This is a genomic window from Legionella oakridgensis ATCC 33761 = DSM 21215 (assembly GCF_000512355.1).
Classification (GTDB): domain Bacteria; phylum Pseudomonadota; class Gammaproteobacteria; order Legionellales; family Legionellaceae; genus Legionella_A; species Legionella_A oakridgensis.
In genome coordinates, this window is the sequence record NZ_CP004006.1 from 1,104,119 (window position 1) to 1,126,438 (window position 22,320).

The window sequence follows — 22,320 nt, forward strand, 5'->3', positions numbered from 1 at the left end:
ACATCAACGAAAGGAGCTTGGATTTATCGAAAGGTTTCATCGCAAAATGAAACTCATTCAACGTTGCACTTATGGTTTTAGAAATTCTGAAAATTATAGAACTAGATAGTTAGAGCACTCTGCTGTTGATTAGGTACCCTCGCATTTAGGAAAGACCAAAAATGCCATCTTGGTACCGAGGGTGGGACTCGAACCCACACGGTGTCACCACCACCGGATTTTGAATCCGGCGCGTCTACCAATTCCGCCACCCCGGCATAGGCGGTCATTATAGCAAAGAACGCCTGTGAAACAATGGCTTTAGAAAAATTATTTGAATTGTTTTACGAGGCAACTTCCTTAAAGTTTTTGTTACTCGAAACCATTCGTCTCTCTCGTGCAATCGTGATGATTTCCTTCATGCAAGAGGGTGATGGATTTTTATTACAAATAACCCCGAACTGCAGTACATGTGGTAATTGAGTAACTTGGTTATTTGATCATGGGTGCGGTGTGCTTGCCATGATTGTAATTTGGGTTTTTTGCACTATTTAGTTAATTTTATGTTAAAATTAAACATATGGTGCAATTGGAGGTGCTTATGAATATTCAATCAAAACCCAATGAAAGCCATGTGTTGGCGGTTGCCCTGGATAATTTAAAAGAACAATTAGATCTGTCTAACGACGATCTGGGAAAAATTATTGGAGTTCATCGGAATACAGTCACTCGATTATTAAAGAAAGGAGCAATCGATCCAAAAAGTAAAGAGGGGGAGTTATCACTATTGCTGATCCGAGTTTATCGGGCTTTGTTCGCTTTAAATGGAGGAAACAAAGAAGCAATCAAACATTGGTTAACCACCAATAATCGCCATATCCAAGATATTCCCCTGGAAACCATGAAAACTGTATTGGGTTTATCCCGAGTTGTTAATTATTTAGATGCTATCCGAGGAAAGATATAAATGATTGATATTTGGCTAGACGTAGGGGGTAAACAAGCAATCAAGCCGATGATGGCAAGTATTTTTCGATTCGTTGAATCCCAAGAGCAAGTAGCAACCTTAAGCCTGGTAAACAATGTATACGAACAAGGTGTTTTAGAAGAGTTGCTTGAATCGACTAAAAGCCATCTACCTGATGAGATGGATTCGTTGCATTACTTACTAAAAACACCGTTTCGCTATCCTCCACTTAAACATGGATCTAGATTTGGAACTATTTTTGAACAAGGTATATTTTATGGTTCGTTAACTATTTCTACCGCGTTAGCAGAAACGGCCTATTACCGTTTTGTTTATATGCTTGGACCAGAAGTTCCCTTTCAAGCAGTCATATCCAGTGAATATTCATCTTTCTCGGTTTCAGTTAAAAGTGAATCAGGAATTTTTTTAGATGAACCACCCTTCACACCCTATGAATCCATTTTAACTTCTCCTACTTCTTATACTGAAACACAACGTCTAGGTTCTGATATGCGCCAAAATGGCGTGGAAATGTTTAGGTATATTTCTGCAAGAGATAAGCATAAAGGCAGAAATGTTGCCTTATTTACGCCAAAGGCTTTTCATAGTAACAAACCATCGAAATTAACTACTTGGTTATGTCAAACCACTGTAGAAGCAGTGGGGTTTTTTTCCAAAGAAAACGATGAGCGCATCATGTACATGCAAAAAGACTTTTGGGTGGATGGCGAGTTTCCTTCTCCAGCCGTGTGAAGGATCTTCTTGCTTACCATGATGACGGTTTACAGCAAATTACGAGTTGCCTACCATGATTCCTGAGTTTGGATGGACTTCTGGCGTTGATACATGCTTTTCAATTTCTTTAGCGCAATGTTGAAAAAAAGTCTGTCCAGAAGATTGCCAAAACTTAAGTGACTGATTGGATGCGGCAAGAATTACCAAGCCAGGAATAATGGCTGTTAAAATAATGCCTAAGACAATTAATGCATTCGCAGTATATCTTTTCCATGTCGGGTCACGGTGAGCCTGGATGATTTGATCGGATTCACTTAACTGTTGATAAAATTGTTGAACTTTTTCACTTGGTTTGTTTTCTGAATCTAGTATGGCATATAGTCTACTGACTGCTTCAAATTTTTGCTTCAAGCATTGCGAGGATTGATCGGCAGGCCACTCCTTAATTTTTTGTATATGACGAACAAAATTAGAAAAATTATTTAAATCCAACTCTGGAATTATCTGTTTTTTATCTCCCTAGCCAAATGCAACAAATAATTTTTGGTTAAAGGCACAAGTCTATTTTTAATAATGCCCTGAAATTTAAATTCAATATCATCATTAAAATCAGCAGATAGTGCGCGGTGTTGAGCTGCCAAGTTTTCTAATTGCTTCCCGAGCATGGCCACTTGTTGGCGAAGTGCATTATTTTCATCCACAATTCGTTCTTTTGCGTGAGACAACTCTCTGATTGACTCCATTTGTTCTTGTTTAGTAGAAGACAGTTCTTCAACGAGCCGAGTTTGCTTTTCTGTTTCAGAAGCTAATTGTTTGATGAGTTCAGCTTGCTCCTTCGTTTCGGCGGTTAATTGTTGGATTAGCCGTACTTGTTCTTCTTGGTCAGCAGACATCCGTTGAATCAGTTCAACCTGACGCCGAGCGTCGGAGGTCAACATAGCAATTAACGCTGCCTGTTCTTCTCTAGTAGATGTTAACTCGCCAATCAATTCAAGTTGTTTCTCAAGTGTTAGCGTTAAAGGATTAACCGCACCCAAACCTATAGCAAGTCCTTCAATTTGTTTATAAAGGGCCTCATGTTCTCCAAATAAAGGTCGAATCCCTTCTTTCAATGGTATCTCATATTGGACAATGTATTGGGCTGCTAAATATATGATTCGAGACCTACGTTCTTCCAACTCACTTTCCCATTGCTCGTAATCAAGCGAAGGATCAAGTGCTTTAAAATCAGGAAGTGCTTTTCTAAATGTATCCAACTCATTGCAAGATGAAATGACTTCTTTAATAATATTGCGTATCGAATAGGTAAAGTTATTATCCAAAGCTTCAACCATTAATAAGCAAGCCCATTCCCGACTATTGACTGCTAATTCACCAGCAACCTCATGTTCTCTTAGAGTTTTAAATTCATCTTCTAAAAATTCTTTAATTTGAACAGGGCGCAAATTCTGTGTCTGGTGCTCTTTCGCTCTTGCAATAAAGTCTTTTAAGCGCCCTAGTAATTGAGTTTCTGTAAGGTTATCTTCTGTTTTATTTGCTTCTAAATGTTCAACAATTTTCTGAATTTTATCCTGTAAATCGGTAAGAAACTGTTTTTCTTTCAATTTATTGGCAAGATCTTGATATTGATCTTTTAATGCCTTGAGTTTAAGCATGAGGGTGGTTTCTAGGTTTGATTTGAATGTGGCAAAAATCGTTTGTGCTAATTCATTACTTGGATCATCGTGATTGAATCTGGCAAATTCAACAAATGAGGTATGAATTGCATGGTATACAGCTTCCCGTTCCCCGGAATCAATAAGCTTATTTTGTAAATAGGATTGCCTCACTTCTTCAACCAGAGTACTTACGCCTTGCAAAAGAAGGTCAAATCCTTCTTCCGTTTCTAAAGTAGGAGAGATTCTGTCCTCTCTCAAGGACTCGGCCATGGTAACAGGAGGAAGCTCTCCTGTCTTTTTTAATTCTTTTAAGAATCTTGTATGTCTACAAATCTGCAGTAATTTCGTTACAGCAGTATTAATCGTTTCACTAAGTGGTATATTGGCTGCTAAACCCAATTCCCGATTTAAATAAATACGCGCATGTTCATAATTAAGAAAATGACCACCAGGAACTGGAGGGACAATGGTTTCTAGAAAAGTATCATTATGCGCTTGATAATGAACGATCCGTTGATCAATGATAGTCCATATCAATCTAAGAATGGCTTGCTCTTGGCCAAGTACGGGATAAGCGGTTTTATTATAATGTAGATAAGCTTCTCTATTTGCAATAATCTGATTGTACAAGATGAAGTACATCGATTCACATCGTTCTTCTCTGCTAAGAAGAGAAGGTTCTTCGCTAAATAAATAAGATATTAAATGAGCAAAAGGATCGGCGTCTGCTCTCGGAGTAATGTTTACTCCATTACGTGTTAGAAAATCGATTAGCTTGACCACCATCAATTCTTGTACATGTTCTGTCGATTTAGTGGTAGGATTAACTCCTCTTTGTTGATCCAAAAGATTTCCAGACCCGGTTCCATGATGTCCTGGTAAACTCTGCAATTTAAATTTAGTTTCCTTGGAAACGCATTTGGGCACAATTGGTTTGAAACAACGTGAGCGTTCATTTTCGTAAACAAATTGTTCATATTCTTTAACAATTTTGGGTACTTCATAAAAACGAGGATCTCTCCAAGCCAGGGATGATAGATAGGTGATACCTACGTAATTTCCTCCAGGAACCGGATCGATATTTAGCATCGATATTTTTACAGCATCCATGTGTTTTTTTATTTCATCCCAGTTTAATGTTTCCAAGGCGCTTTTATGAGTGCCATTCATGGCCGCTTTAGTGTATTTACATACGCTATTGCAAATGTCGGGATTAAAACCAGATTGTTCCTTTAAGAGTGTTTGAATACGTTCTAATTCATGGGCGACTAATATTGCTTCAACGGCTCCACGGCTATGAGCAATGATGCTAATGTCGGTTTCCCCACGACTGACTGCTTCTAAAACAGCCAAAACCCCACGTGTAATTCTATCTCCAACTTCTTGGCCCAACGTGGTAGGCCCATCAATCACCACGACATCCTTATTTCTAAAACGAGTTACTTCATCTGTTCTGGACGTGTCGTTTACACCATTAATAAGAGTAGAAATGTAACTTAATGTTTCTGCTTTATCATAAGTATTATCAACGCAGACGGGAGAAAACGTAGTATCAGTGCCTAATAAAGTAAGTGTAAACGCCATGATGAACTCAAATTAACAAGAGAATTTTTGATGAATATAAAATATCTTTCTTAAAGAAATATTAAATCACTGTGAATATAAAAAAAGCAACTCTGTGCAGGACAAAATTTAGATGGTTTTTACAGAGAAAAGCAACTCTATGCAGGACAAAAAGAATTGTCAATGCAGAAAAAGGCTTCTGAGCGCTGACTCATCTGGATGATAAGTTCTATCATTAAAAATGATTATAAGAAAAACCGGATGTGTTATAGTAACGGTATGGATTTATTGCCGAGATCATGATGAAAAATGGAAAGCTGATAATCTTGATGTTTGTTTTAACCTCCGCATTATCTCATGCGGCCGTTTGTCCAAATCCTGAAACCAGTTCATTGCGTTGGGGGGAAGTTCCTGCTCCTTGGCAAGTTAATCCATTTTCACCCAATACACCTCAAGGTGAGGAGGGAACCCAATTTGTGCGTGCCAATATTCTGGTTGCTGGCATAGGACGAGGGGTGATTTGTACCTATCAGAATTCACGTGGTGAATATTCGATATGGTGGCAAGTTGGAGTAAAAATTCCCGCTGAGATTGATTACCGCTGGCGTAGAAGTCTAAATAATGGTTTTGAATGCACAGACTCCATTGAGATTTGCGAATTTTATACCGCGGCAGGGTAAGTCTGGTTAACGCGCGAGCGGTAACCAGGTTTTGTAAAGGGTAATCCCCGGATATCGCGGCATCCAGGTTATTAAAAAGCAGTCTTAAATTCTATCTTCGGTGATGTCAATCATCATTTGTAAGGCTTTTTTTGCATTGCTAATGACCCATTCCTGTTCGTTGGTATCTAAACGATTACGTGTTCCTGAAAATTCATTAACGACATCGCCGGCTTTGACTTCGTTGTATGCCATGGTTTTTCCTTGTCGCAGTAAATCAACTAAGGCAACCAAGTGGGGTGGGTCATTTCTTGACATGGTAGCGCAACCGCAACCCATTCCTTGTTCATGATCTTGTTTGGGAGCCTCTGCCAAATTTACGACATCAATGCCTAACGATTTACAATGTTGTCTTAAGTTTTCCACCATGTGATTTTCTGTTCCAATCGCATAACGTTTTGTCTTGGCACGATCATGAACCACATAATCCCAAATGAACGCCGTAGAACCAGCATGTTGGGCAATACGAATCACGTCATTACGACATTCAGGATGAACAATCGTGGTATACCCATGTTTTTGCCAGTAGTCGCACATGTATGGCTGGTAATGAGTGTGTACAGCGCATTCGCTGGAAAAAAGAATGAGTTCGGCCTTATCAAACTCATCAAGAACCGTATCGCTTTGTTCTCCCAATGAATAGCGGGCACCAGCAGAGCCCCCTGGCCAGTAGGCTATGTTTTTAATGCCAAGCCACCAAGCAATATTTTCCCCCATATGTTTATCTGGGATAAATAGGATTTTTTTATTTTGCGTTCTTGCCCATTGAAAGATTTTTTTCACATTAGAACTGGTGCATACGGCACCACCTTGGGCACCGGTCATGGCTTTCACTCGCCCCGAGGTATTCATATAACAAACTGGCAGGATGTTTTCAGGCCCATAACGTTCATTAAGATCGAGAAAGGCGGGCTCGACCATAAAGTCTTTTGCTAGCATTTCCATCGTGCAGCCCGATTTGGGATTGGTGATGTAAACGTGCTGATTGGAGTTGGCCAGTATGCTGATGGATTCAGCCATAAAATGAACGGCTGACTCAATAATGACCGATTTTTCAGGATGATTGGCAGCCATTAATGCTAATTGATAAGAGTCGCCAATTTGTCCGCCAAATTGCTCAACCAGTCGAACGATATCCCCCCCCATGTAATAATGGGCAAGCAATAACAGCTTGTCACCAAAATGTTCACGAGCTTTTTGCATATAAGGAGTCATCCAGGCAAGAACCGTTGTTAATTTACGGTCTGGCAAAGCCTGGTACTCCTCGGCATAAGGAATAAATTCTTCTTGATACCAATCCAGAGGATAATCACTTTGACAAATACTCATGTCATTGCGAATGTGCATCAGGGTCTTTTCAGGTTGATAAATAGCATCGGTTTTAAACATCAATCAATACCTATCATATAAATGGATTCTGGGGTGAATTGAGACGTGCAATACTTTCCTGGGCTTTTACATTCTTTTGTGGAAAATCCTCACGAAAGTGGCCGCCTCTTGATTCTCTTCTAGACAGCGCAGCTCGTACAATCAATTCTGCATTGAGGATAATATTGCGTAATTCAATAAAATCACGGGTAATACAATGCTTCCAATAATAATCTTCAATAATTTTTTACGTTTCATAATTAATTGTAGTATATCCTCCAAACCTGCTTCGGTTCGTACAATGCCTGCATAAGACATCATTTCACCACGCAGACTGCGCCAATGAGCATTGATTTGACTGGCGCGCCGGGCATTGACTTCGCTGGGTGAACTCCAGGCAGGGATTGGGTCGGTAAATTTCGATGATGTTGCAATGTCTTGCAGACTGCAACGTGCCGCATTGGCCGCCATGACTACGGCTTCGAGTAAGGAGTTGCTGGCAAGACGATTGGCGCCATGTAGTCCGGTAAAAGCAACCTCGCCAATGGCATACAGGCGTTTTAAATCGGTGCGGCCATTTACATCAGTAAGAATGCCTCCGCATTGATAATGAGCAGCCGGAACAACAGGGATCATGTCCTGACTCATTTCCAAGCCAATCGACAGCAATGTATGGTATATCTGTGGGAAACGTTTTTTAAAAATGATTTTGATTGATGAGTAATATCCAGGTAAACAAAGCTGCTTTGACTCTGCTCGATTTCATTAAAGATGGCGCGAGATACCACATCCCGAGTCGCTAATTCCAATTGCTCAGGAGCATAACGTCGCATAAAACGTTCTCCCGTATCGGCATTTTTTAATAAAGCACCTTCTCCCCGGACTGCTTCTGAAATCAGGAAATTATTGACGCTGGGATGATGCAACAGGGTTGGGTGAAATTGATAAAACTCCATATTTCCAACTCGCGCGCCGGCACGATACGCCATGGCTACGCCATCCCCAGTAGCTACCATTGGATTGGAGGTGTAACGAAACGTTTTGCCAGCCCCCCCGGTTGCTAATACGATGCAGCGAGCTAAAAAAGTATGGATGCGATTTTGTTGGCAGTCCAAAATATACGCGCCAAGTACTTCTCCCTGATTTTCAGTGCGATGTGGGTAATAATGAGTGATTAGATTCACTGCGATGTGATGTTCAAAAAAATGAATTTGCTCGTAAAGTCGAGTCACTTTGAGAAGGGCATTTGTGGAATTTAATCCGGTTTGATCGCCGCAATTGAAAATTCTTCGATGAGAATGGCCACCTTCCTTTGCCAAAGCAAATTGGCCATTCGGCAGTTTATCAAACTGAATGGAATAATGTTGCAGTTGTTTAATGGCTTCCGGCCCTTGGCGAATAATGCGCTCGGCGGCAGGTTCGTAACAAAGGCCATCACCTGCCCGTAGAGTGTCTTTAATGTGCGATTCTATAGAGTCTTCAGGTGAAAACACCGCCGCTATTCCGCCTTGGGCATAACGGCTGTTGCATTCGCTGGCTTCTGCCTTGCTGATGAGTGCGATTTTTAGCTTGGGTTGTAGCTCCACCAATTGCATGCAATAGTGAAGTCCTGCAAGCCCTGTTCCAATGACCAAAACATCGTATTCATAAGATTGGCCTTGTTGTGATGATGTAGTCATGAAAAAGCTTTTACCAGTTGTGCGGCCAGGCCGGTGTATGTTTCAGGAGTCATAGCCAATAACGAATCTTTGGCTTCCGATGGAATATCCAGTGATTGAATAAATTGCTGCAAACGATGACCTTCAATCGTTTGGCCACGGGTCAAATCGCGCAATTGTTCGTAAGCATTAGGAATTTGATAGCGACGCATTACGGTTTGAATGGCTTCTGCCAATACTTCCCAGTTGGCATTTAAGTCTTGTTTCAGAGCCGGTTGGTTAATTTGCAGTTTCTCATTGCCTTTGCTAATGGATTGATAGGCAATGAGCGTATAGGCAAAAGCAACTCCCAAATTGCGTAAAACGGTAGAGTCGGAAAGGTCGCGTTGTAATCTGGACTGCGTTAATTTATTGGCGAAATGTTCAAATAAAGCATTGGCCAAGCCAAGATTACCTTCTGCATTTTCAAAATCAATAGGATTGATTTTATGCGGCATGGTTGAAGAACCCACTTCGCTTGCAACGGACTTTTGCTTGAAATAGCCCATGGCAATGTAACACCAGACATCACGCGTGTAATCAAGCAAAATATTATTAATTCGAATCATCAAGTGAGAGACTTCTGCGATGCCGTCATGGGGTTCTATTTGGGTGGTGTATGGATTAAAAGATAATCCCAAAGAGGTAACAAACTTTGAGCAATGACGCCGCCAGTCGATTTCAGGATAAGCAGCCAGATGAGCATTGTAATTACCAACGGCTCCATTGCATTTTGCAGGAATCAATACTTCTGCTAATTGCTGTTGCGGACGTTTAAGGCGAGCAACGAAATTAATCAACTCTTTACCCATCGTGGTGGGCGTGGCCGGTTGACCATGGGTTCGGCCAAGCATGGCGATATCGCCATGCTGCTTTCCAAGCAAGGTAATACTACCGATTATCTCTGCCAGCGTTGGCAACATAACGTGGGCAATGGCTTCTTTGATCATTAAGGCATAAGCAAGATTATTGATGTCTTCTGACGTGCAGGCAAAATGAATAAAACCTGTGATTTTTCTTAATGACTCAGATTGTTCCAGTTTGTCTTTAAGATAATATTCAACGGCTTTGACGTCATGATTCGTTTGTTTTTCGAACGCTTTGACCTTCTCTGCTTCTTGTTCATCGAAATTCTCAAGTAAATGCTTGAGAATGGTTTTAGCTTGGGAATCAAGTTTGGGAACTTCGGTGATCTTCTGATTTTCTGCAAGAGATTCTAGCCAGCGAATTTCAACCATTAATCGATAATACATGAGTGCAAATTCGCTAAAATAAGGACTAAGAGGACGGGTTTTTTTTAAATATCGGCCGTCAATAGGAGATACAGCATTTAAAGCAGATAATGTCATGAGGATTCGCCACCGTGATAAAGTGCATATAATATTAGATGCGGCCGCAGATGTGAATAAATAGTGATCTGCTTTTATTTGCAATGCTATTCGTAGGCTTTTTCATTCCCATGACGCAGCAATTTAAGTAGAATGTTGAGCATTTATGATGATTAGGGGTAGTTATGGCAAGCAGCGTGCATACAATTGATTTCCAACACGTGAGCCTCAAGGACTTAGAGCAAGTTGGCGGAAAGAATGCATCGTTAGGGGAAATGATTCATCATTTAACCGGTGCAGGAATTGCGGTTCCTGCCGGATTTGCCACAACAGCGGATGCATTTCGTGATTTTTTGGCAGCCAATGGTCTGGAGAAAAAAATTCATGAGATGCTAGCATCACTGGATGTTGAAGACGTTAGGCAATTGGCTGAAACGGGCAAAAAAATTCGCGACATGATTCAAAACGCTTCTTTTTCAGGGGCCTTTGAAGACGATGTGCGTACGGCTTATCTCAATTTGGTTAAATCAATAGGACACGAGGAGTTTAGTGTTGCCGTTCGTTCCTCCGCAACCGCCGAAGACTTGCCGGATGCCTCTTTTGCAGGTCAGCAGGAAACATTATTAAACGTCAAAGGCATTGATGCCATCCTGTCAGCAATCAAGCAAGTATTTGCTTCTTTATATAATGATCGTGCCATTGCGTATCGGGTCCATCATGGATTTGAGCATCAGGACGTTGCTTTATCCGTTGGGATACAACAAATGATCCGAAGCGATCTGGCCGTCAGCGGTGTTTTATTTACGATGGATACCGAATCTGGCTTTGATCAGGTTGTCTTTATTACTTCTTCTTATGGTTTGGGAGAAATGGTGGTGCAAGGGGCAGTCAACCCCGATGAATTCTATGTTTATAAGCCGGCGCTTCGTGCTGGGAAATCCGCTGTTATCCGACGGAATTTAGGAACAAAAGCAATAAAAATGATTTATTGCGAGAAAACTGAGCAGGGGGGTACGGTGCAAACCGTCGAAGTAGAAGCGGCAGCGCAACGTCAGTTTTCATTAACGGTTGATGAAGTAGAGCAATTGGCAAAACAGGCATTGGTCATCGAAGAACATTATGGTCGTCCCATGGACATTGAGTGGGCCAAAGATGGTTTGGATGGAAAACTTTATATTTTGCAAGCTCGGCCTGAAACAGTAAAAAGCCGTGCCAACAAACAAGTGCTTGAACGCTATAAGCTGAAACAGCAAGGTAAAATATTAAGTGAAGGCCGCAGTATTGGCCAGCGCATTGGGCAGGGACGGGCAAAGGTGATTAAGGATGCCAGTGAAATGCATCGGGTTCAACCCGGTGATATTTTGATCTCGGATATGACAGACCCGGATTGGGAGCCGGTGATGAAACGAGCTGCTGCCATTGTGACCAATCGCGGCGGTCGAACTTGTCATGCGGCCATCATTGCTCGAGAGCTTGGTATTCCAGCGGTTGTGGGTTGTGGCGATGCTACCAAAGTGATTCGTGATGGAGATGAAGTCACAGTATCTTGTGCCGAAGGTGATACTGGTTTTGTCTATGCAGATTTATTGCCTTTTGAGCGGGTGCAGCTCGATGTTGATACCATGCCGGAACTGCCAGTAAAAGTCATGTTGAACGTCGGCAATCCGGAACGTGCATTCGCATTTCAAGCAATTCCTAATGCCGGTGTTGGTTTGGCCAGACTGGAATTCCTCATTTCCAATACCATTGGAATTCACCCAAAGGCATTGCTGCAATATGAAACATTAAACGACAAAAAATTAAAACAATTCATTGAAGAGAAAACGGCGGCTTATTTTTCTCCCGTTGAATATTACATTGAGCGGTTGAAAGAGGGCGTTGCCACAATTGCTGCGGCCTTTCACCCCAAACCCGTTATTGTCCGTTTGTCGGATTTTAAATCCAATGAATACGCTAATCTTGCTGGCGGAACCTTGTATGAGCCCCATGAAGAAAATCCCATGTTGGGATTTCGGGGGGCGTCGCGCTACGTGTCGCCTGATTTTGCCGATTGTTTTGCTCTGGAGTGTCAAGCGGTTAAGCGGGTACGCGAAAAGATGGGTCTAACGAATGTGGAAATCATGATTCCTTTCGTGAGAACAGTATCAGAAGCAGAACAAGTGATTGCCATTCTTAAGCAGCATGGCTTGGAGCGCGGCAAGCAAGGGCTGCGGATCATTATGATGTGTGAGTTGCCTGCAAATGCTTTATTGGCGAATGATTTTCTACAACATTTTGATGGTTTTTCCATTGGTTCCAATGACTTAACTCAATTGACTCTTGGGTTGGATCGTGATTCAGGTCTGGTTGCTTCACAATTTGACGAACGGGATGCTGCAGTCAAGGCTTTGTTGCATCTAGCAATCACGGCTTGTAAACAACAGAATAAGTACGTAGGAATTTGTGGCCAGGGACCTTCTGATCATCAGGATTTTGCTGAATGGCTTATGCAGGAAGGTATTGATAGTCTATCATTAAACCCGGATTCGGTGTTGGAAACCTGTTTATTTTTATCTCAAAAAGCCTAACGGGGATGCCTTTATGCATCGTTTAAAATACTGGATTTTGCTTGCAGCAGTTTGTCCTGCGATAGGCTATGCAGGCGGAGGACCAGATCATTTTGAACCAGTTGCATCCGTTATTTTATGGGTTACCTTAATTTTTCTCTTTGGTGTGACCGGGCGATATTTTGCTGAGCGTCTGAATCAACCTGGCGTGCTTGGTGAATTGTTGATGGGGGTCCTTCTTGGCAATGTATGTTATTACTTTGGCATGCCCCTGGCGATTATTTTACGAGAAGGTCCGGCTGTGTTTAACATCATGTCGGATATGCTGGGCAATGTCCCGCTCGTGCAAGCGGTTAAAGCGAGCATCCACGATCCCAATTATACGGGTCAAATTATCAACGCCTTAAGTGGCAGTCGCGGTATTGATTGGATTAAAGTAGCCTATATTGTAGATATTTTTTCCCGTTATGGGGTTATTTTTTTGCTATTCATGGTGGGACTAGAAACATCGATCGAAGAACTTAAACATACGGGGCGCGAATCGTTTCAGGTTGCCATGATAGGAATTGTTGCCCCGATTGTATTGGGTTTATTGAGCATGTATGTCCTGATGCCAAACTCTTCGTTTAAGGCTAACTTATTTATTGCAGCAACGCTATCGGCAACCAGCATTGGTATTACGGCACGTGTACTGAAAGAAATGCAACAATTGCACACCCGTGAAGCAAGAACCATATTGGGTGCTGCCATGATTGACGATATTCTTGGGTTGGTCATTCTGGCTATTGTCAGCAGCATCGTCATTAGTGACGTGGTTAATATGATGCAAATCAACCAAATCATTGTATTAGCCATCCTGTTTTTTGTATGTGCCTTATGGATTGGTCCCTGGGTATTACAAAAAGCAATAAGATTTTTCGTTTTCTTGAGCCTTGGGAAGCAAAACTCTTTATTTCGTTTGTCTTTGTGATGTTTTTGGCATGGCTTGCAACGGCGGTGCAATTGGCAACCATTATAGGTGCTTTTGCTGCAGGCATTATCATTCATGATGGTTTTTTGAACAGGAAAATAATCATCGCAATGCTTTGACGATTAAAGAGTTGATAGCACCCCTGGAGTTTATTTTGGTGCCACTGTTTTTTATGTTGATTGGCATGCAAGTCAAGATTGAGTTATTCATGGACTGGCAGGTATTGTTGATGGCCAGTGGCTTGATCATGGCAGCTATTTTGGGAAAGTTATTAAGTGGTTTTGGGGGTAATCGTTGGGATGATCGCGTTTTAATTGGCATTGGCATGGTACCCCGTGGTGAGGTGGGATTAGTGTTTGCATCCATTGGTAGAAAGTTGGGCATTATGTCTGATAAACTGTTTTCTGCCATTATCTTGATGGTCATTGTGACCACGCTAATTGCTCCTCCCTGGTTTAAATCGCGTTATAAGGAATCGAAACATGCTTCCTAAACAAGAAGATATTTTAGCGGATGTTGAGCGAGCGTTAACGGAAGATGTTGGAACAGGAGATATTACTGCAGCACTTTTACCCGAGACGTTGATGGTAAGTGCTCAAATTATTTCACGAGAACCAATGTTGGTATGTGGCCGTCCCTGGGTTGAATGCGTTTTTGCCAGGGTTAATCCAGGGATTGAAATTCATTGGCTAGTCCAAGAGGGTGCCTGGCTTGATGAACCAGCGACTCTTTGTCATCTGTATGGTCAGGCGCGTGCTATCTTGACGGCCGAGCGCAGTGCTTTGAATTTTATGCAAACCCTCTCTGCAACAGCAACGCAGACGTACCAATACCTTTTGCAACTTAAAGGATATTCGACCCGTTTACTGGATACTCGTAAAACATTGCCTGGATTGCGTCATGCTCAGAAATATGCTGTTGCGTGCGCCGGTGGTGTTAATCATCGAATTGGTTTGTATGATGCTTTTTTAATTAAAGAAAATCATATTAAAGCCTGTGGTTCTATTCAGGCAGCCATTACACTGGCAAGAACAATGAGTAAGGGACAGCTGGTAGAAGTCGAAGTAGAAAATCTTATAGAATTTCAGGAAGCGCTTGCGGCAAGACCTGACCGAATTCTGCTGGATAATTTTACGCGTGATATGATGGTAGAAGCAGTGGCTATTAACAACCCAAAGCAATGCGCATTAGAAGCATCTGGCGGTATTGAGTTATCTACACTGGCGAACATTGCTGAAACGGGAGTGGATTATATTTCAGTAGGTGCCATCACCAAATCAATACGGGCGATTGATTTGAGTTTATTAATTAATGAAGCTTAGAGCATAAGATATGATGAATCATAAAATTATATTGACGGGTGGGGGCACCGCTGGGCACGTAACACCGAATATCGCATTGATCGAAGTATTGCAGGCAGAGGGTTGGCAAGTTCATTATATAGGGTCACCTGATGGTGTTGAAAAAGAGATGATCATGGCGGTTCAGATTCCGTATCATGAAGTAAGCAGTGGTAAACTACGTCGCTATTTTAGCTGGAAAAATTTTATTGACCCTATAAAGATTATGGCAGGGATTGTTCAATCCTATTTTCTGATACGCAAACTAAAGCCCGATGTTGTTTTTTCCAAGGGAGGATTTGTTGCGTTTCCGGTCGTCGTAGGGGCTTGGTTGAATCGGATTCCAGTGATTGCTCATGAATCGGATATGAGTCCCGGCCTTGCCAATCGCTTAAGCTTTCCCTTCGTTGATAAAATATGTGTAACGTTTGCGGCGGCACAAAAACATTTTAAACGCCCTGATAAAGTGGTAGTAACCGGTACGCCAATCCGCGAGACATTATTCCATGGCAACAAAACCAAAGGTTTGGCTCTATGTGGCTTTCATGAAGATAAACCTTGTTTACTCGTGATTGGCGGCAGCCAGGGATCGAATGCAATGAATGCTTGTGTAAGAAAAGCACTGGGACTTTTATGCAAGCAGTTTCAGGTGATTCATTTATGTGGGAAAGGAAAAATTGATCCGTCTCTTACCAGTCAACAAGGATATTGCCAATTGGAATATGCCAAGGAAGAATTGGCGGATTTGTTTGCTGCAAGCCAGTTGATTATTTCCCGTTCGGGAGCCAATTCATTATATGAAATCCTGGCTTTAACCAAACCGCATATTCTGATTCCTTTATCACGCCGTGCCAGCCGTGGTGATCAGATTCAAAATGCACGTTATTTTCAACAACAGAACATCAGTGTTGTGATTGATGAAGAGAAGTTGACTCCAGAAGCATTAATGGCCGCAGTGGATGAAGTAGGTGCGCATGAGAATGAAATCATTGAAAAAATAAAAGCCTTGAATATTCATTCCGCAACCGATCACATCATGGCAATTATTAGGGAGGTTGGGCATGTTGAACCCGCAACGACTGTTTGAATATATTGAAAAGCAATGGCAGGAACACATCATTGCCAGTTTGTGTGATTACATCAAGATTCCTAATAAATCACCGCATTTTGATGCAAAATGGCAAGAACATGGGTATATGGAGGAAGCGATTGCTCATGTGGCAAAATGGTGTGAAACTCATGCACCGAAACACATGAACCTTGAAATATTGCGTCTTGAGGGGCGTACTCCACTGTTGTTTATTGATATACCTGGCAAGACAGAGGAAACCGTCTTGTTGTATGGACATCTGGATAAACAGCCAGAAATGACAGGTTGGAAAGAAGGATTAGGGCCATGGCAACCTGTGTTGCAAGATGGACGTTTGTATGGACGAGGTGGAGCAGATGACGGTTATGCTGTCTATGCTGCTCTTACGGCAATTTGTGCCTTGCAAGAACAGAATTTATCTCATGCGCGTTGCGTCATTCTTATTGAGGCATGTGAAGAAAGTGGAAGTTATGATTTGCCTTATTATCTTGATGTTGTTAAAGATAGAATAAAATACCCAAAATTGGTTATTTGTTTGGATTCGGGTGCAGGCAATTATGAACAATTATGGATGACGACGTCTTTACGGGGCAATGTGGTTGGAGAGTTAGCGGTTGAAGTGCTTGCTGAAGGGGTGCATTCCGGTAATGCCAGTGGTATTGTAGCCGATAGTTTTCGTATTGCTCGACATTTGCTGAGTCGCCTTGAAGATGAAGTCAATGGCGAGATTCAATTAAAAGATTTATATTGCGATATTCCTCCTGCAAGGATTAATGAAGCGGCTGACTGTGCTGCTGTTTTGGGCAAGCATGTTTATGATGTTTTCCCTTTTCTTCCTCATGCCAAACCAGTACTTTCAAATATTCAGCAATTGATTTTGAACCGTACTTGGCGGCCTGCCTTATCCATTACTGGCGCAGAAGGATTGCCTGCTATCGCCAGTGCTGGGAATGTATTACGTCCTAACACTTCTTTGAAATTATCCATGCGTTTGCCGCCTTTGGTTGATGCAAAAAAGCAGCACAATCCATAGAAAAAGTATTGACCGAAAATCCACCTTATGAGGTAAACGTGTCGTTCAGAGTGGATGATCACGCCATGGGATGGCATGCGCCTTTGCTTGCAGATTGGTTGGCCCAAGCGTCTTATGATGCCTCCATGCAATTTTTTCAGAAACCTGCCATTTATATGGGGGAAGGTGGCACTATCCCGTTTATGGCGATGTTGGGCAACCTGTTTCCCGAGGCTCAATTTATGATAACTGGGGTATTAGGTCCAAATGCAAACGCGCACGGCCCGAATGAGTTTTTACATCTGGACATGGTAAAAAAATTAACCGCCAGTGTTGCTTATGTGCTTCACAAGCATATTATGGCAATTCATTAAACAATGCTCTCGACAGAGGAGAAAAATCTTGCGATACTGAGCACCTCTTGTTAGAAGAAACAAGAGTGGAGTCCAATCAATAATGGAGATTATTATGAAGGCAATTTTGGGTGCTGCTGCACTCTCTTTTATTGCTGTATCAATTCCTGCCGCTGCAGTGCCAATTCAACCTGCCACTTCGGCTATTGCAGAAACAACCATTCGCCCCATTGTTAAAATTAATTTAAATCAAGCCGACGTTCAGACGTTGATTCATTCAATTAAAGGAATTGGTCAAAAAAAGGCGGAAGCTATTATTCAATATCGTAAAGAGCATGGGGCTTTCAAATCGATTGAAGATCTTGCTGAAGTGCGCGGCATCAGTCGTTCTTTTGTAAGACTTCATTTTGCGCAATTGCAAGAAAAATTTTCTGTAGAATAGATTTCTTTTGTTATGCGGCGGTAAAAGAAATGTGAAGAGAAAAGAGGGGAATGCTCAGGAGATACAGCTCTTGTGGCAAGTTGACATCATTAATATTTATCAACACGAGGAAGCTTAACTGTTTTTTGTAATAAAATCTTTTGCAAAAGATCAGTCGATTTTTATCCAAATTTGAGTTAAAGTGCTCACAAAAACGATCGAGGTAGTAGAGGTCATGTTCAGGAAATTGAGGGGGGTGTTCTCCAATGATTTGTCCATTGATTTGGGAACAGCAAATACACTGATATACGTCAGAGATAAGGGCATTGTTTTAAATGAGCCATCCGTTGTTGCTCTGCGCAATGAATCAGGACAGAAAAGAGTGGCGGCGGTTGGACTTGAAGCCAAGCGCATGCTTGGCAGAACGCCAGGAAATATCAATGCGATAAGACCCATGAAAGATGGCGTGATTGCCGACTTTTTTGTTACAGAAAAAATGTTGCAGCATTTTATTCATAAGGTCCATGAAAATCGATTCCTACGCCCCAGCCCTCGAGTATTGGTTTGTGTCCCTTGTGGTTCTACACAAGTAGAGCGAAGGGCTATTCGTGAATCGGCTATGGGAGCAGGTGCTCGGGAAGTATTCCTCATTGAAGAACCAATGGCTGCAGCATTGGGTTCCGGCATGCCAGTTGAAGAAGCCAGCGGCTCTATGGTTGTTGATATTGGCGGCGGTACAACGGAAGTGGCTATCATTTCATTAAGCGGTATTGTCTACCATCAATCCGTTCGTATTGGCGGTGATAAATTTGATGATGCAATTGTTTCCTACGTACGGCGTAATTATGGCACGTTAATTGGTGAAACGACGGCTGAGCGTATCAAACATGAAATTGGTTCTGCTTTCCCAAGCCGTGATTTATTTGAAATTGAAGTACGTGGTAGAAATTTGGCTGAAGGTGTTCCACGTAGCTTTACTTTGACCAGTGCCGAAATCCTTGAAGCCTTGCAAGAACCTCTATCAGGTATCGTAGGTGCAGTTCGTGCGGCACTTGAATTAGCTCCTCCTGAATTAGCGGCCGATATTGCAGAACGTGGTATGGTTTTAACCGGAGGCGGTGCATTGTTGAAAAATATGGACACCTTGCTTATGGAAGAAACTGGCCTGCCCGTGCTGGTCGCAGAAGATCCGCTCACTTGTGTTGCTCGTGGCGGCGGTAAAGCATTGGAAACCATGGATTTACGCGGCGGTGATTTCCTTTCAACAGAATAATTCTCAGAATCCTCTTTTTGGCCAGGGCAGACGCTCACCCTTGAGTTTTGCGTTTGCTCTGTTGCTTTCCTTTATTTTTATGATTGCGGATTTCCATTATCGTTATCTGGATAGTGTCCGTAGTGGTTTTTCTTTTTTGTTGCGCCGTTGCAATATGCGGTTGATTATCCTGTACATGTCATTGACTGGGTAAAACTGGTGGTAAGTTCCAAAAAAGCATTAATTGATGAAAATATGCAATTGCGTTATCAGCAAACCATGCTTGAGGCGCAATTGCAAAAATTGCTTGTTATTCGCAATGAAAATTCTCAACTCAAGGAATTGCTGTTGGCTTCAGCAAATACGAAAACGCGCGTCATGGCCGCACAGATCCTTGCTGTGGATACAAGTAGCTCAAGGCAGTTAGTGGTGTTGAATAAAGGCAAACGCGATGGGGTTTTTTCTGGCCAATCGGTGCTAGATGCCAAAGGGGTCATGGGGCAAATCATTGATGTTGGCTCTATGACGAGTACTGTTTTGTTAATTTCAGACTCAAAAAGTGCCGTGCCCGTTCAGAATAATCGTACTGGGGAACGTGCTATTCTCATAGGCACTAATAGCATGAACCAATTGTCGTTAATTAATTTGCCTAAATCGTCTTCTATTATGAGGGGTGATTTATTAGTGACATCAGGACTTGGAGGACGTTATCCTGAAGGGTATCCTGTGGGTCGGGTGGGAGAAGTAAAACATATTCCTGGTGAAGAATTCATCAAAGTAAGCGTGAGTCCAATCGCTTTATTAAACCGTAATCAACTGGTATTACTTCTTTGGCCCGGGAAAGAGCATGCGGAATTAGCTGCCCAAATCGTTGAACGAATGAGTGTACTGGATGGCTTCAAGCAAAATGCTTAAGGAGCTTTTCCCGGATATTGCGCGGCGCTATCCAGGCTACAATGAATCGCGTAGCCTGGTTAACGCTCAGCGTTAACCGGGTTTGCCAAGCTAAGTGGATGAATATGATTTATTTTAGAGTTCGATTTTTACTGTTTTTGCTGCTTGTGTTGGCGTTAAGTATTATGCCTTTACCCACATGGCTGAGTGAATTTAGACCACCTTGGGCCTTGCTACTTATTCTATACATTCAATTTTTTCTTCCTCGCTTTTTTAATGTAATTTTTATTTTTTAGTCGGCCTTTGTTTGGATGTCTTGCTCTCAACCATTCTTGGTGAACATGTTTTTGCTTTGTTGCTGACTGCCTGGTTGGCTTCCGGGAAAGCGAGGCGCTTTAACTTTTTTCCCATTGGTCAGCAAATGATGCTGATTTTATTATTTTGTTCTATTTACCAATGCATTATTCTTATGATTGATGCTGTATCTGGTTATCAATTTATGCCATTTAAAGTGATCTGCAGTTCAATGGTTGCTACATTGGCATGGCCATGGATAAGAATACTGGCAGACAATACTTTATTAACCAAAGTAACCAAAATGACATATCGTTAAGACATGATTTATATGGCCGTGTTTCTTCTTGCAGATTATGCTTTTGCGCTATAAAAAGTAGGCGTGTATAAAACATTGGCTTGAGCTGAAATAATGTTTTTCACATGCTATGATGACCGTCTTTAATTAGACGGAGATGTTTATGCCATTCGAAAAAATTAATGTACCGCTCCATGGTGAAACCATTAGCATCAATGAAGATTTAAGCTTAAAAGTCCCTAATCATCCGATTATTCCTTTTATTGAAGGGGATGGTATTGGTGTGGATGTCACGCCTGCAATGCTAAAAGTGGTTGATGCAGCCGTACAAAAGGCCTATGGGGATAAAAAGAAAATTGCCTGGATGGAAATTTATGCAGGCGAGAAGGCCACCACGGTGTATGGAGATGGTCAATGGTTGCCGAAAGAAACGCTGGATGCCATGAAGCAATTTTCTGTATCCATCAAAGGTCCACTGACCACACCAGTCGGAGGTGGCATCCGATCATTAAACGTCACTATTCGTCAGGAACTGGATCTTTATACTTGCCTTAGACCTGTTCGTTATTTTTCAGGAACTCCAAGCCCTGTGAAGGAGCCATGGAATACTGACATGGTGATTTTCCGTGAAAATTCTGAAGATATTTATGCTGGCATCGAGTGGCAAGCGGATTCAGAAGAGGCAAAAAAAGTCATCCGGTTTCTTCGTGAAGAAATGGGGGTTAAAAAAATCCGTTTCCCAGAACATTGCGGTATTGGAATTAAACCGGTTTCCAAAGAGGGAACATCACGTCTGGTAAAAGCCGCTATTCAATATGCTATTGATAATCAACGTGATTCTGTTACTTTAGTCCATAAAGGCAATATTATGAAATTTACAGAGGGTGCCTTTAAAGACTGGGGATATCAAGTTGCTCAAGATCAATTTGGCGCTAAAGAATATCAAGGTGGTCCATGGCTGGAAATTAAAAATCCTAAAAGTGGTCAGCCAATTATTATCAAGGATGTCATTGCTGATGCGTTTTTACAACAGATTTTATTAAGGCCAGAAGAATATAGCGTGGTTGCAACTTTAAATTTAAATGGCGATTACATTTCAGACGCTCTTGCCGCTCAGGTTGGAGGAATAGGTATTGCTCCAGGCGCCAACATAGGCGAACGTGTTGCTGTGTTCGAAGCGACGCATGGTACTGCGCCTAAATATGCGGGTCAGGACAAAGTGAATCCCGGTTCAATCATTTTATCCGCAGAAATGATGCTACGGCATTTAGGGTGGGTAGAAGCGGCTGATTTGATTATTACCGGCATTGAAGGAGCAATAGAAGCTAAAACAGTGACTTATGATTTTGCACGGTTGATGGATGGTGCGACGTGCGTCAGCTGTTCTGGCTTTGCACAGGCTATAATAAAACATATGTAAAATTGATCAATTTTACTGGCCAAATGAGACATGTAAGTCTATAAAATTAGTAAAGGGTGTATGTAAATGAGTGGGTGGTATTTAGAGGATGTTGTAGAGCAAAAAACGGCAGAGTCGCAAGCGCTGCCGCAGCTTAAGGAGCCTCGAAAATATAAAGTTATATTGCTCAATGATGACTATACACCTATGGAATTTGTAGTAGAGGTCCTGAAGCGATTTTTTCGGTTAAATGAAGAAGTAGCTGTTCAAATCATGCTTCAGGTCCATTACCAGGGACGGGGTGTGTGTGGTGTTTTCACACGTGATATAGCAGAAACAAAGGTTGTCCTGGTTAATGATTATGCCAGGAGTAATGAACATCCATTGCTGTGTAGAATGGAGCCGGAATGATAGCAGTGCTGGATAGGAGGAGCAGC

The 22,320-nt window shown here is 42.0% G+C and carries 18 protein-coding genes, 1 tRNA gene and 3 pseudogenes; 16 read left to right on the forward strand and 6 right to left on the reverse strand.

Annotated elements, in window-relative coordinates:
- Window positions 1–25 precede the first annotated feature (25 nt).
- Window positions 26–109 (forward strand): annotated as a pseudogene (locus tag LOA_RS16175) (transposase); the annotation flags it as partial.
- Between the two features lie 61 nt (window positions 110–170).
- Here the strand turns inward: LOA_RS16175 and LOA_RS05350 are convergent.
- Window positions 171–257, reverse strand: a tRNA-Leu gene (locus LOA_RS05350).
- Between the two features lie 323 nt (window positions 258–580).
- Here LOA_RS05350 and LOA_RS05355 point away from each other — a divergent pair.
- Both LOA_RS05355 and LOA_RS05360 read left to right on the forward strand, forming a co-directional pair.
- The gene (locus LOA_RS05355; protein ID WP_025385459.1) at window positions 581–946 is read left to right on the forward strand and encodes an MbcA/ParS/Xre antitoxin family protein; all 366 of its coding nucleotides are present in this window, start codon (window positions 581–583) and stop codon (window positions 944–946) included.
- Window positions 947–1,699, forward strand: coding sequence for an RES family NAD+ phosphorylase (locus LOA_RS05360; RefSeq protein WP_025385460.1), 753 nt, complete (start codon window positions 947–949; stop codon window positions 1,697–1,699). It begins immediately after the preceding gene.
- A 39-nt stretch (window positions 1,700–1,738) separates the two neighbouring features.
- On the opposite strand, the gene LOA_RS15220 is transcribed toward LOA_RS05360, so the two are convergent.
- Together LOA_RS15220 and LOA_RS05365 are read right to left on the reverse strand one after the other, a co-directional pair.
- The gene (locus tag LOA_RS15220) at window positions 1,739–2,092 is read right to left on the reverse strand and encodes a hypothetical protein (RefSeq protein WP_238551337.1); all 354 of its coding nucleotides are present in this window, start codon (window positions 2,090–2,092) and stop codon (window positions 1,739–1,741) included.
- Between the two features lie 89 nt (window positions 2,093–2,181).
- The gene (locus tag LOA_RS05365; RefSeq protein WP_238551338.1) at window positions 2,182–4,923 is read right to left on the reverse strand and encodes a hypothetical protein; all 2,742 of its coding nucleotides are present in this window, start codon (window positions 4,921–4,923) and stop codon (window positions 2,182–2,184) included.
- Between the two features lie 308 nt (window positions 4,924–5,231).
- On the opposite strand from LOA_RS05365, the gene LOA_RS05370 reads away from it, so the two are divergent.
- Window positions 5,232–5,582 carry a DUF3757 domain-containing protein gene (locus LOA_RS05370; RefSeq protein ID WP_237758009.1) on the forward strand — a complete coding sequence of 117 codons (351 nt, stop codon included), beginning with the start codon at window positions 5,232–5,234 and terminating at the stop codon, window positions 5,580–5,582.
- 84 nt (window positions 5,583–5,666) lie between these two features.
- On the opposite strand, the gene nadA is transcribed toward LOA_RS05370, so the two are convergent.
- From nadA to purB, 3 genes and pseudogenes are all read right to left on the reverse strand, one after another.
- Window positions 5,667–7,010: a quinolinate synthase NadA gene (nadA, locus tag LOA_RS05375; RefSeq protein ID WP_025385462.1), complete on the reverse strand. Its 1,344-nt coding sequence runs from the start codon at window positions 7,008–7,010 to the stop codon at window positions 5,667–5,669.
- 13 nt (window positions 7,011–7,023) lie between these two features.
- Window positions 7,024–8,668, reverse strand: a pseudogene (gene nadB, locus LOA_RS15990) (L-aspartate oxidase).
- On the reverse strand, window positions 8,665–10,035 hold the full coding sequence (gene purB / locus LOA_RS05385; protein ID WP_025385463.1) for an adenylosuccinate lyase: 1,371 nt from the start codon (window positions 10,033–10,035) through the stop codon (window positions 8,665–8,667). The pseudogene nadB and the gene purB overlap by 4 nt, the downstream one beginning before the upstream one ends.
- A gap of 164 nt (window positions 10,036–10,199) precedes the next feature.
- Here purB and ppsA point away from each other — a divergent pair, with 164 nt between their 5' ends.
- The 12 genes and pseudogenes from ppsA to clpS all read left to right on the forward strand — a co-directional run bounded on the left by ppsA (window position 10,200) and on the right by clpS (window position 22,294).
- Window positions 10,200–12,581 carry a phosphoenolpyruvate synthase gene (gene ppsA / locus LOA_RS05390; protein ID WP_025385464.1) on the forward strand — a complete coding sequence of 794 codons (2,382 nt, stop codon included), beginning with the start codon at window positions 10,200–10,202 and terminating at the stop codon, window positions 12,579–12,581.
- Between the two features lie 13 nt (window positions 12,582–12,594).
- Entirely contained in the window at window positions 12,595–13,530 is a 936-nt protein-coding gene (locus tag LOA_RS05395) for a cation:proton antiporter (protein WP_274544642.1), read from the forward strand.
- Between the two features lie 157 nt (window positions 13,531–13,687).
- Window positions 13,688–14,023 (forward strand): cation:proton antiporter, encoded by a 336-nt coding sequence (locus tag LOA_RS15770; protein WP_274544676.1) that lies wholly within the window; start codon window positions 13,688–13,690, stop codon window positions 14,021–14,023.
- The gene (gene nadC / locus LOA_RS05400) at window positions 14,013–14,852 is read left to right on the forward strand and encodes a carboxylating nicotinate-nucleotide diphosphorylase (RefSeq protein WP_025385465.1); all 840 of its coding nucleotides are present in this window, start codon (window positions 14,013–14,015) and stop codon (window positions 14,850–14,852) included. Before LOA_RS15770 ends, nadC begins: the two co-directional genes overlap by 11 nt.
- A gap of 13 nt (window positions 14,853–14,865) precedes the next feature.
- Window positions 14,866–15,957, forward strand: coding sequence for an undecaprenyldiphospho-muramoylpentapeptide beta-N-acetylglucosaminyltransferase (locus LOA_RS05405; protein WP_025385466.1), 1,092 nt, complete (start codon window positions 14,866–14,868; stop codon window positions 15,955–15,957).
- Window positions 15,932–17,346 (forward strand): annotated as a pseudogene (locus tag LOA_RS05410) (M20 family metallopeptidase). Before LOA_RS05405 ends, LOA_RS05410 begins: the two are co-directional and overlap by 26 nt.
- Window positions 17,347–17,440: 94 nt before the next feature.
- Window positions 17,441–17,767 carry a ComEA family DNA-binding protein gene (locus LOA_RS15775; protein WP_025385467.1) on the forward strand — a complete coding sequence of 109 codons (327 nt, stop codon included), beginning with the start codon at window positions 17,441–17,443 and terminating at the stop codon, window positions 17,765–17,767.
- 214 nt (window positions 17,768–17,981) lie between these two features.
- Entirely contained in the window at window positions 17,982–19,019 is a 1,038-nt protein-coding gene (locus LOA_RS05420) for a rod shape-determining protein (RefSeq protein WP_025385468.1), read from the forward strand.
- A gap of 147 nt (window positions 19,020–19,166) precedes the next feature.
- Window positions 19,167–19,913, forward strand: coding sequence for a rod shape-determining protein MreC (gene mreC / locus LOA_RS05425; RefSeq protein ID WP_238551341.1), 747 nt, complete (start codon window positions 19,167–19,169; stop codon window positions 19,911–19,913).
- A 286-nt stretch (window positions 19,914–20,199) separates the two neighbouring features.
- Window positions 20,200–20,505 carry a rod shape-determining protein MreD gene (gene mreD, locus LOA_RS15235; protein WP_238551342.1) on the forward strand — a complete coding sequence of 102 codons (306 nt, stop codon included), beginning with the start codon at window positions 20,200–20,202 and terminating at the stop codon, window positions 20,503–20,505.
- Between the two features lie 142 nt (window positions 20,506–20,647).
- Entirely contained in the window at window positions 20,648–21,904 is a 1,257-nt protein-coding gene (gene icd / locus LOA_RS05435; protein ID WP_025385469.1) for an NADP-dependent isocitrate dehydrogenase, read from the forward strand.
- Between the two features lie 66 nt (window positions 21,905–21,970).
- A complete protein-coding gene (gene clpS, locus LOA_RS05440; RefSeq protein WP_025385470.1) occupies window positions 21,971–22,294 on the forward strand; it encodes an ATP-dependent Clp protease adapter ClpS in 324 nt (107 codons plus the stop codon).
- The last annotated feature ends 26 nt before the right edge of the window (window positions 22,295–22,320 follow it).

Bases quoted from the DNA above. Each gene is read 5' to 3' on its own strand.
- LOA_RS05355 (WP_025385459.1), top strand. From the start codon at position 581: ATGAATATTCAATCAAAACCCAATGAAAGCCATGTGTTGGCGGTTGCC.
- LOA_RS05360 (WP_025385460.1), top strand. From the start codon at position 947: ATGATTGATATTTGGCTAGACGTAGGGGGTAAACAAGCAATCAAGCCG.
- LOA_RS05365 (WP_238551338.1), bottom strand. From the start codon at position 4,923: ATGGCGTTTACACTTACTTTATTAGGCACTGATACTACGTTTTCTCCC.
- LOA_RS05370 (WP_237758009.1), top strand. From the start codon at position 5,232: ATGTTTGTTTTAACCTCCGCATTATCTCATGCGGCCGTTTGTCCAAAT.
- nadA (WP_025385462.1), bottom strand. From the start codon at position 7,010: ATGTTTAAAACCGATGCTATTTATCAACCTGAAAAGACCCTGATGCAC.
- purB (WP_025385463.1), bottom strand. From the start codon at position 10,035: ATGACATTATCTGCTTTAAATGCTGTATCTCCTATTGACGGCCGATAT.
- ppsA (WP_025385464.1), top strand. From the start codon at position 10,200: ATGGCAAGCAGCGTGCATACAATTGATTTCCAACACGTGAGCCTCAAG.
- LOA_RS05395 (WP_274544642.1), top strand. From the start codon at position 12,595: ATGCATCGTTTAAAATACTGGATTTTGCTTGCAGCAGTTTGTCCTGCG.
- nadC (WP_025385465.1), top strand. From the start codon at position 14,013: ATGCTTCCTAAACAAGAAGATATTTTAGCGGATGTTGAGCGAGCGTTA.
- LOA_RS05405 (WP_025385466.1), top strand. From the start codon at position 14,866: ATGAATCATAAAATTATATTGACGGGTGGGGGCACCGCTGGGCACGTA.
- LOA_RS15775 (WP_025385467.1), top strand. From the start codon at position 17,441: ATGAAGGCAATTTTGGGTGCTGCTGCACTCTCTTTTATTGCTGTATCA.
- LOA_RS05420 (WP_025385468.1), top strand. From the start codon at position 17,982: ATGTTCAGGAAATTGAGGGGGGTGTTCTCCAATGATTTGTCCATTGAT.
- icd (WP_025385469.1), top strand. From the start codon at position 20,648: ATGCCATTCGAAAAAATTAATGTACCGCTCCATGGTGAAACCATTAGC.
- clpS (WP_025385470.1), top strand. From the start codon at position 21,971: ATGAGTGGGTGGTATTTAGAGGATGTTGTAGAGCAAAAAACGGCAGAG.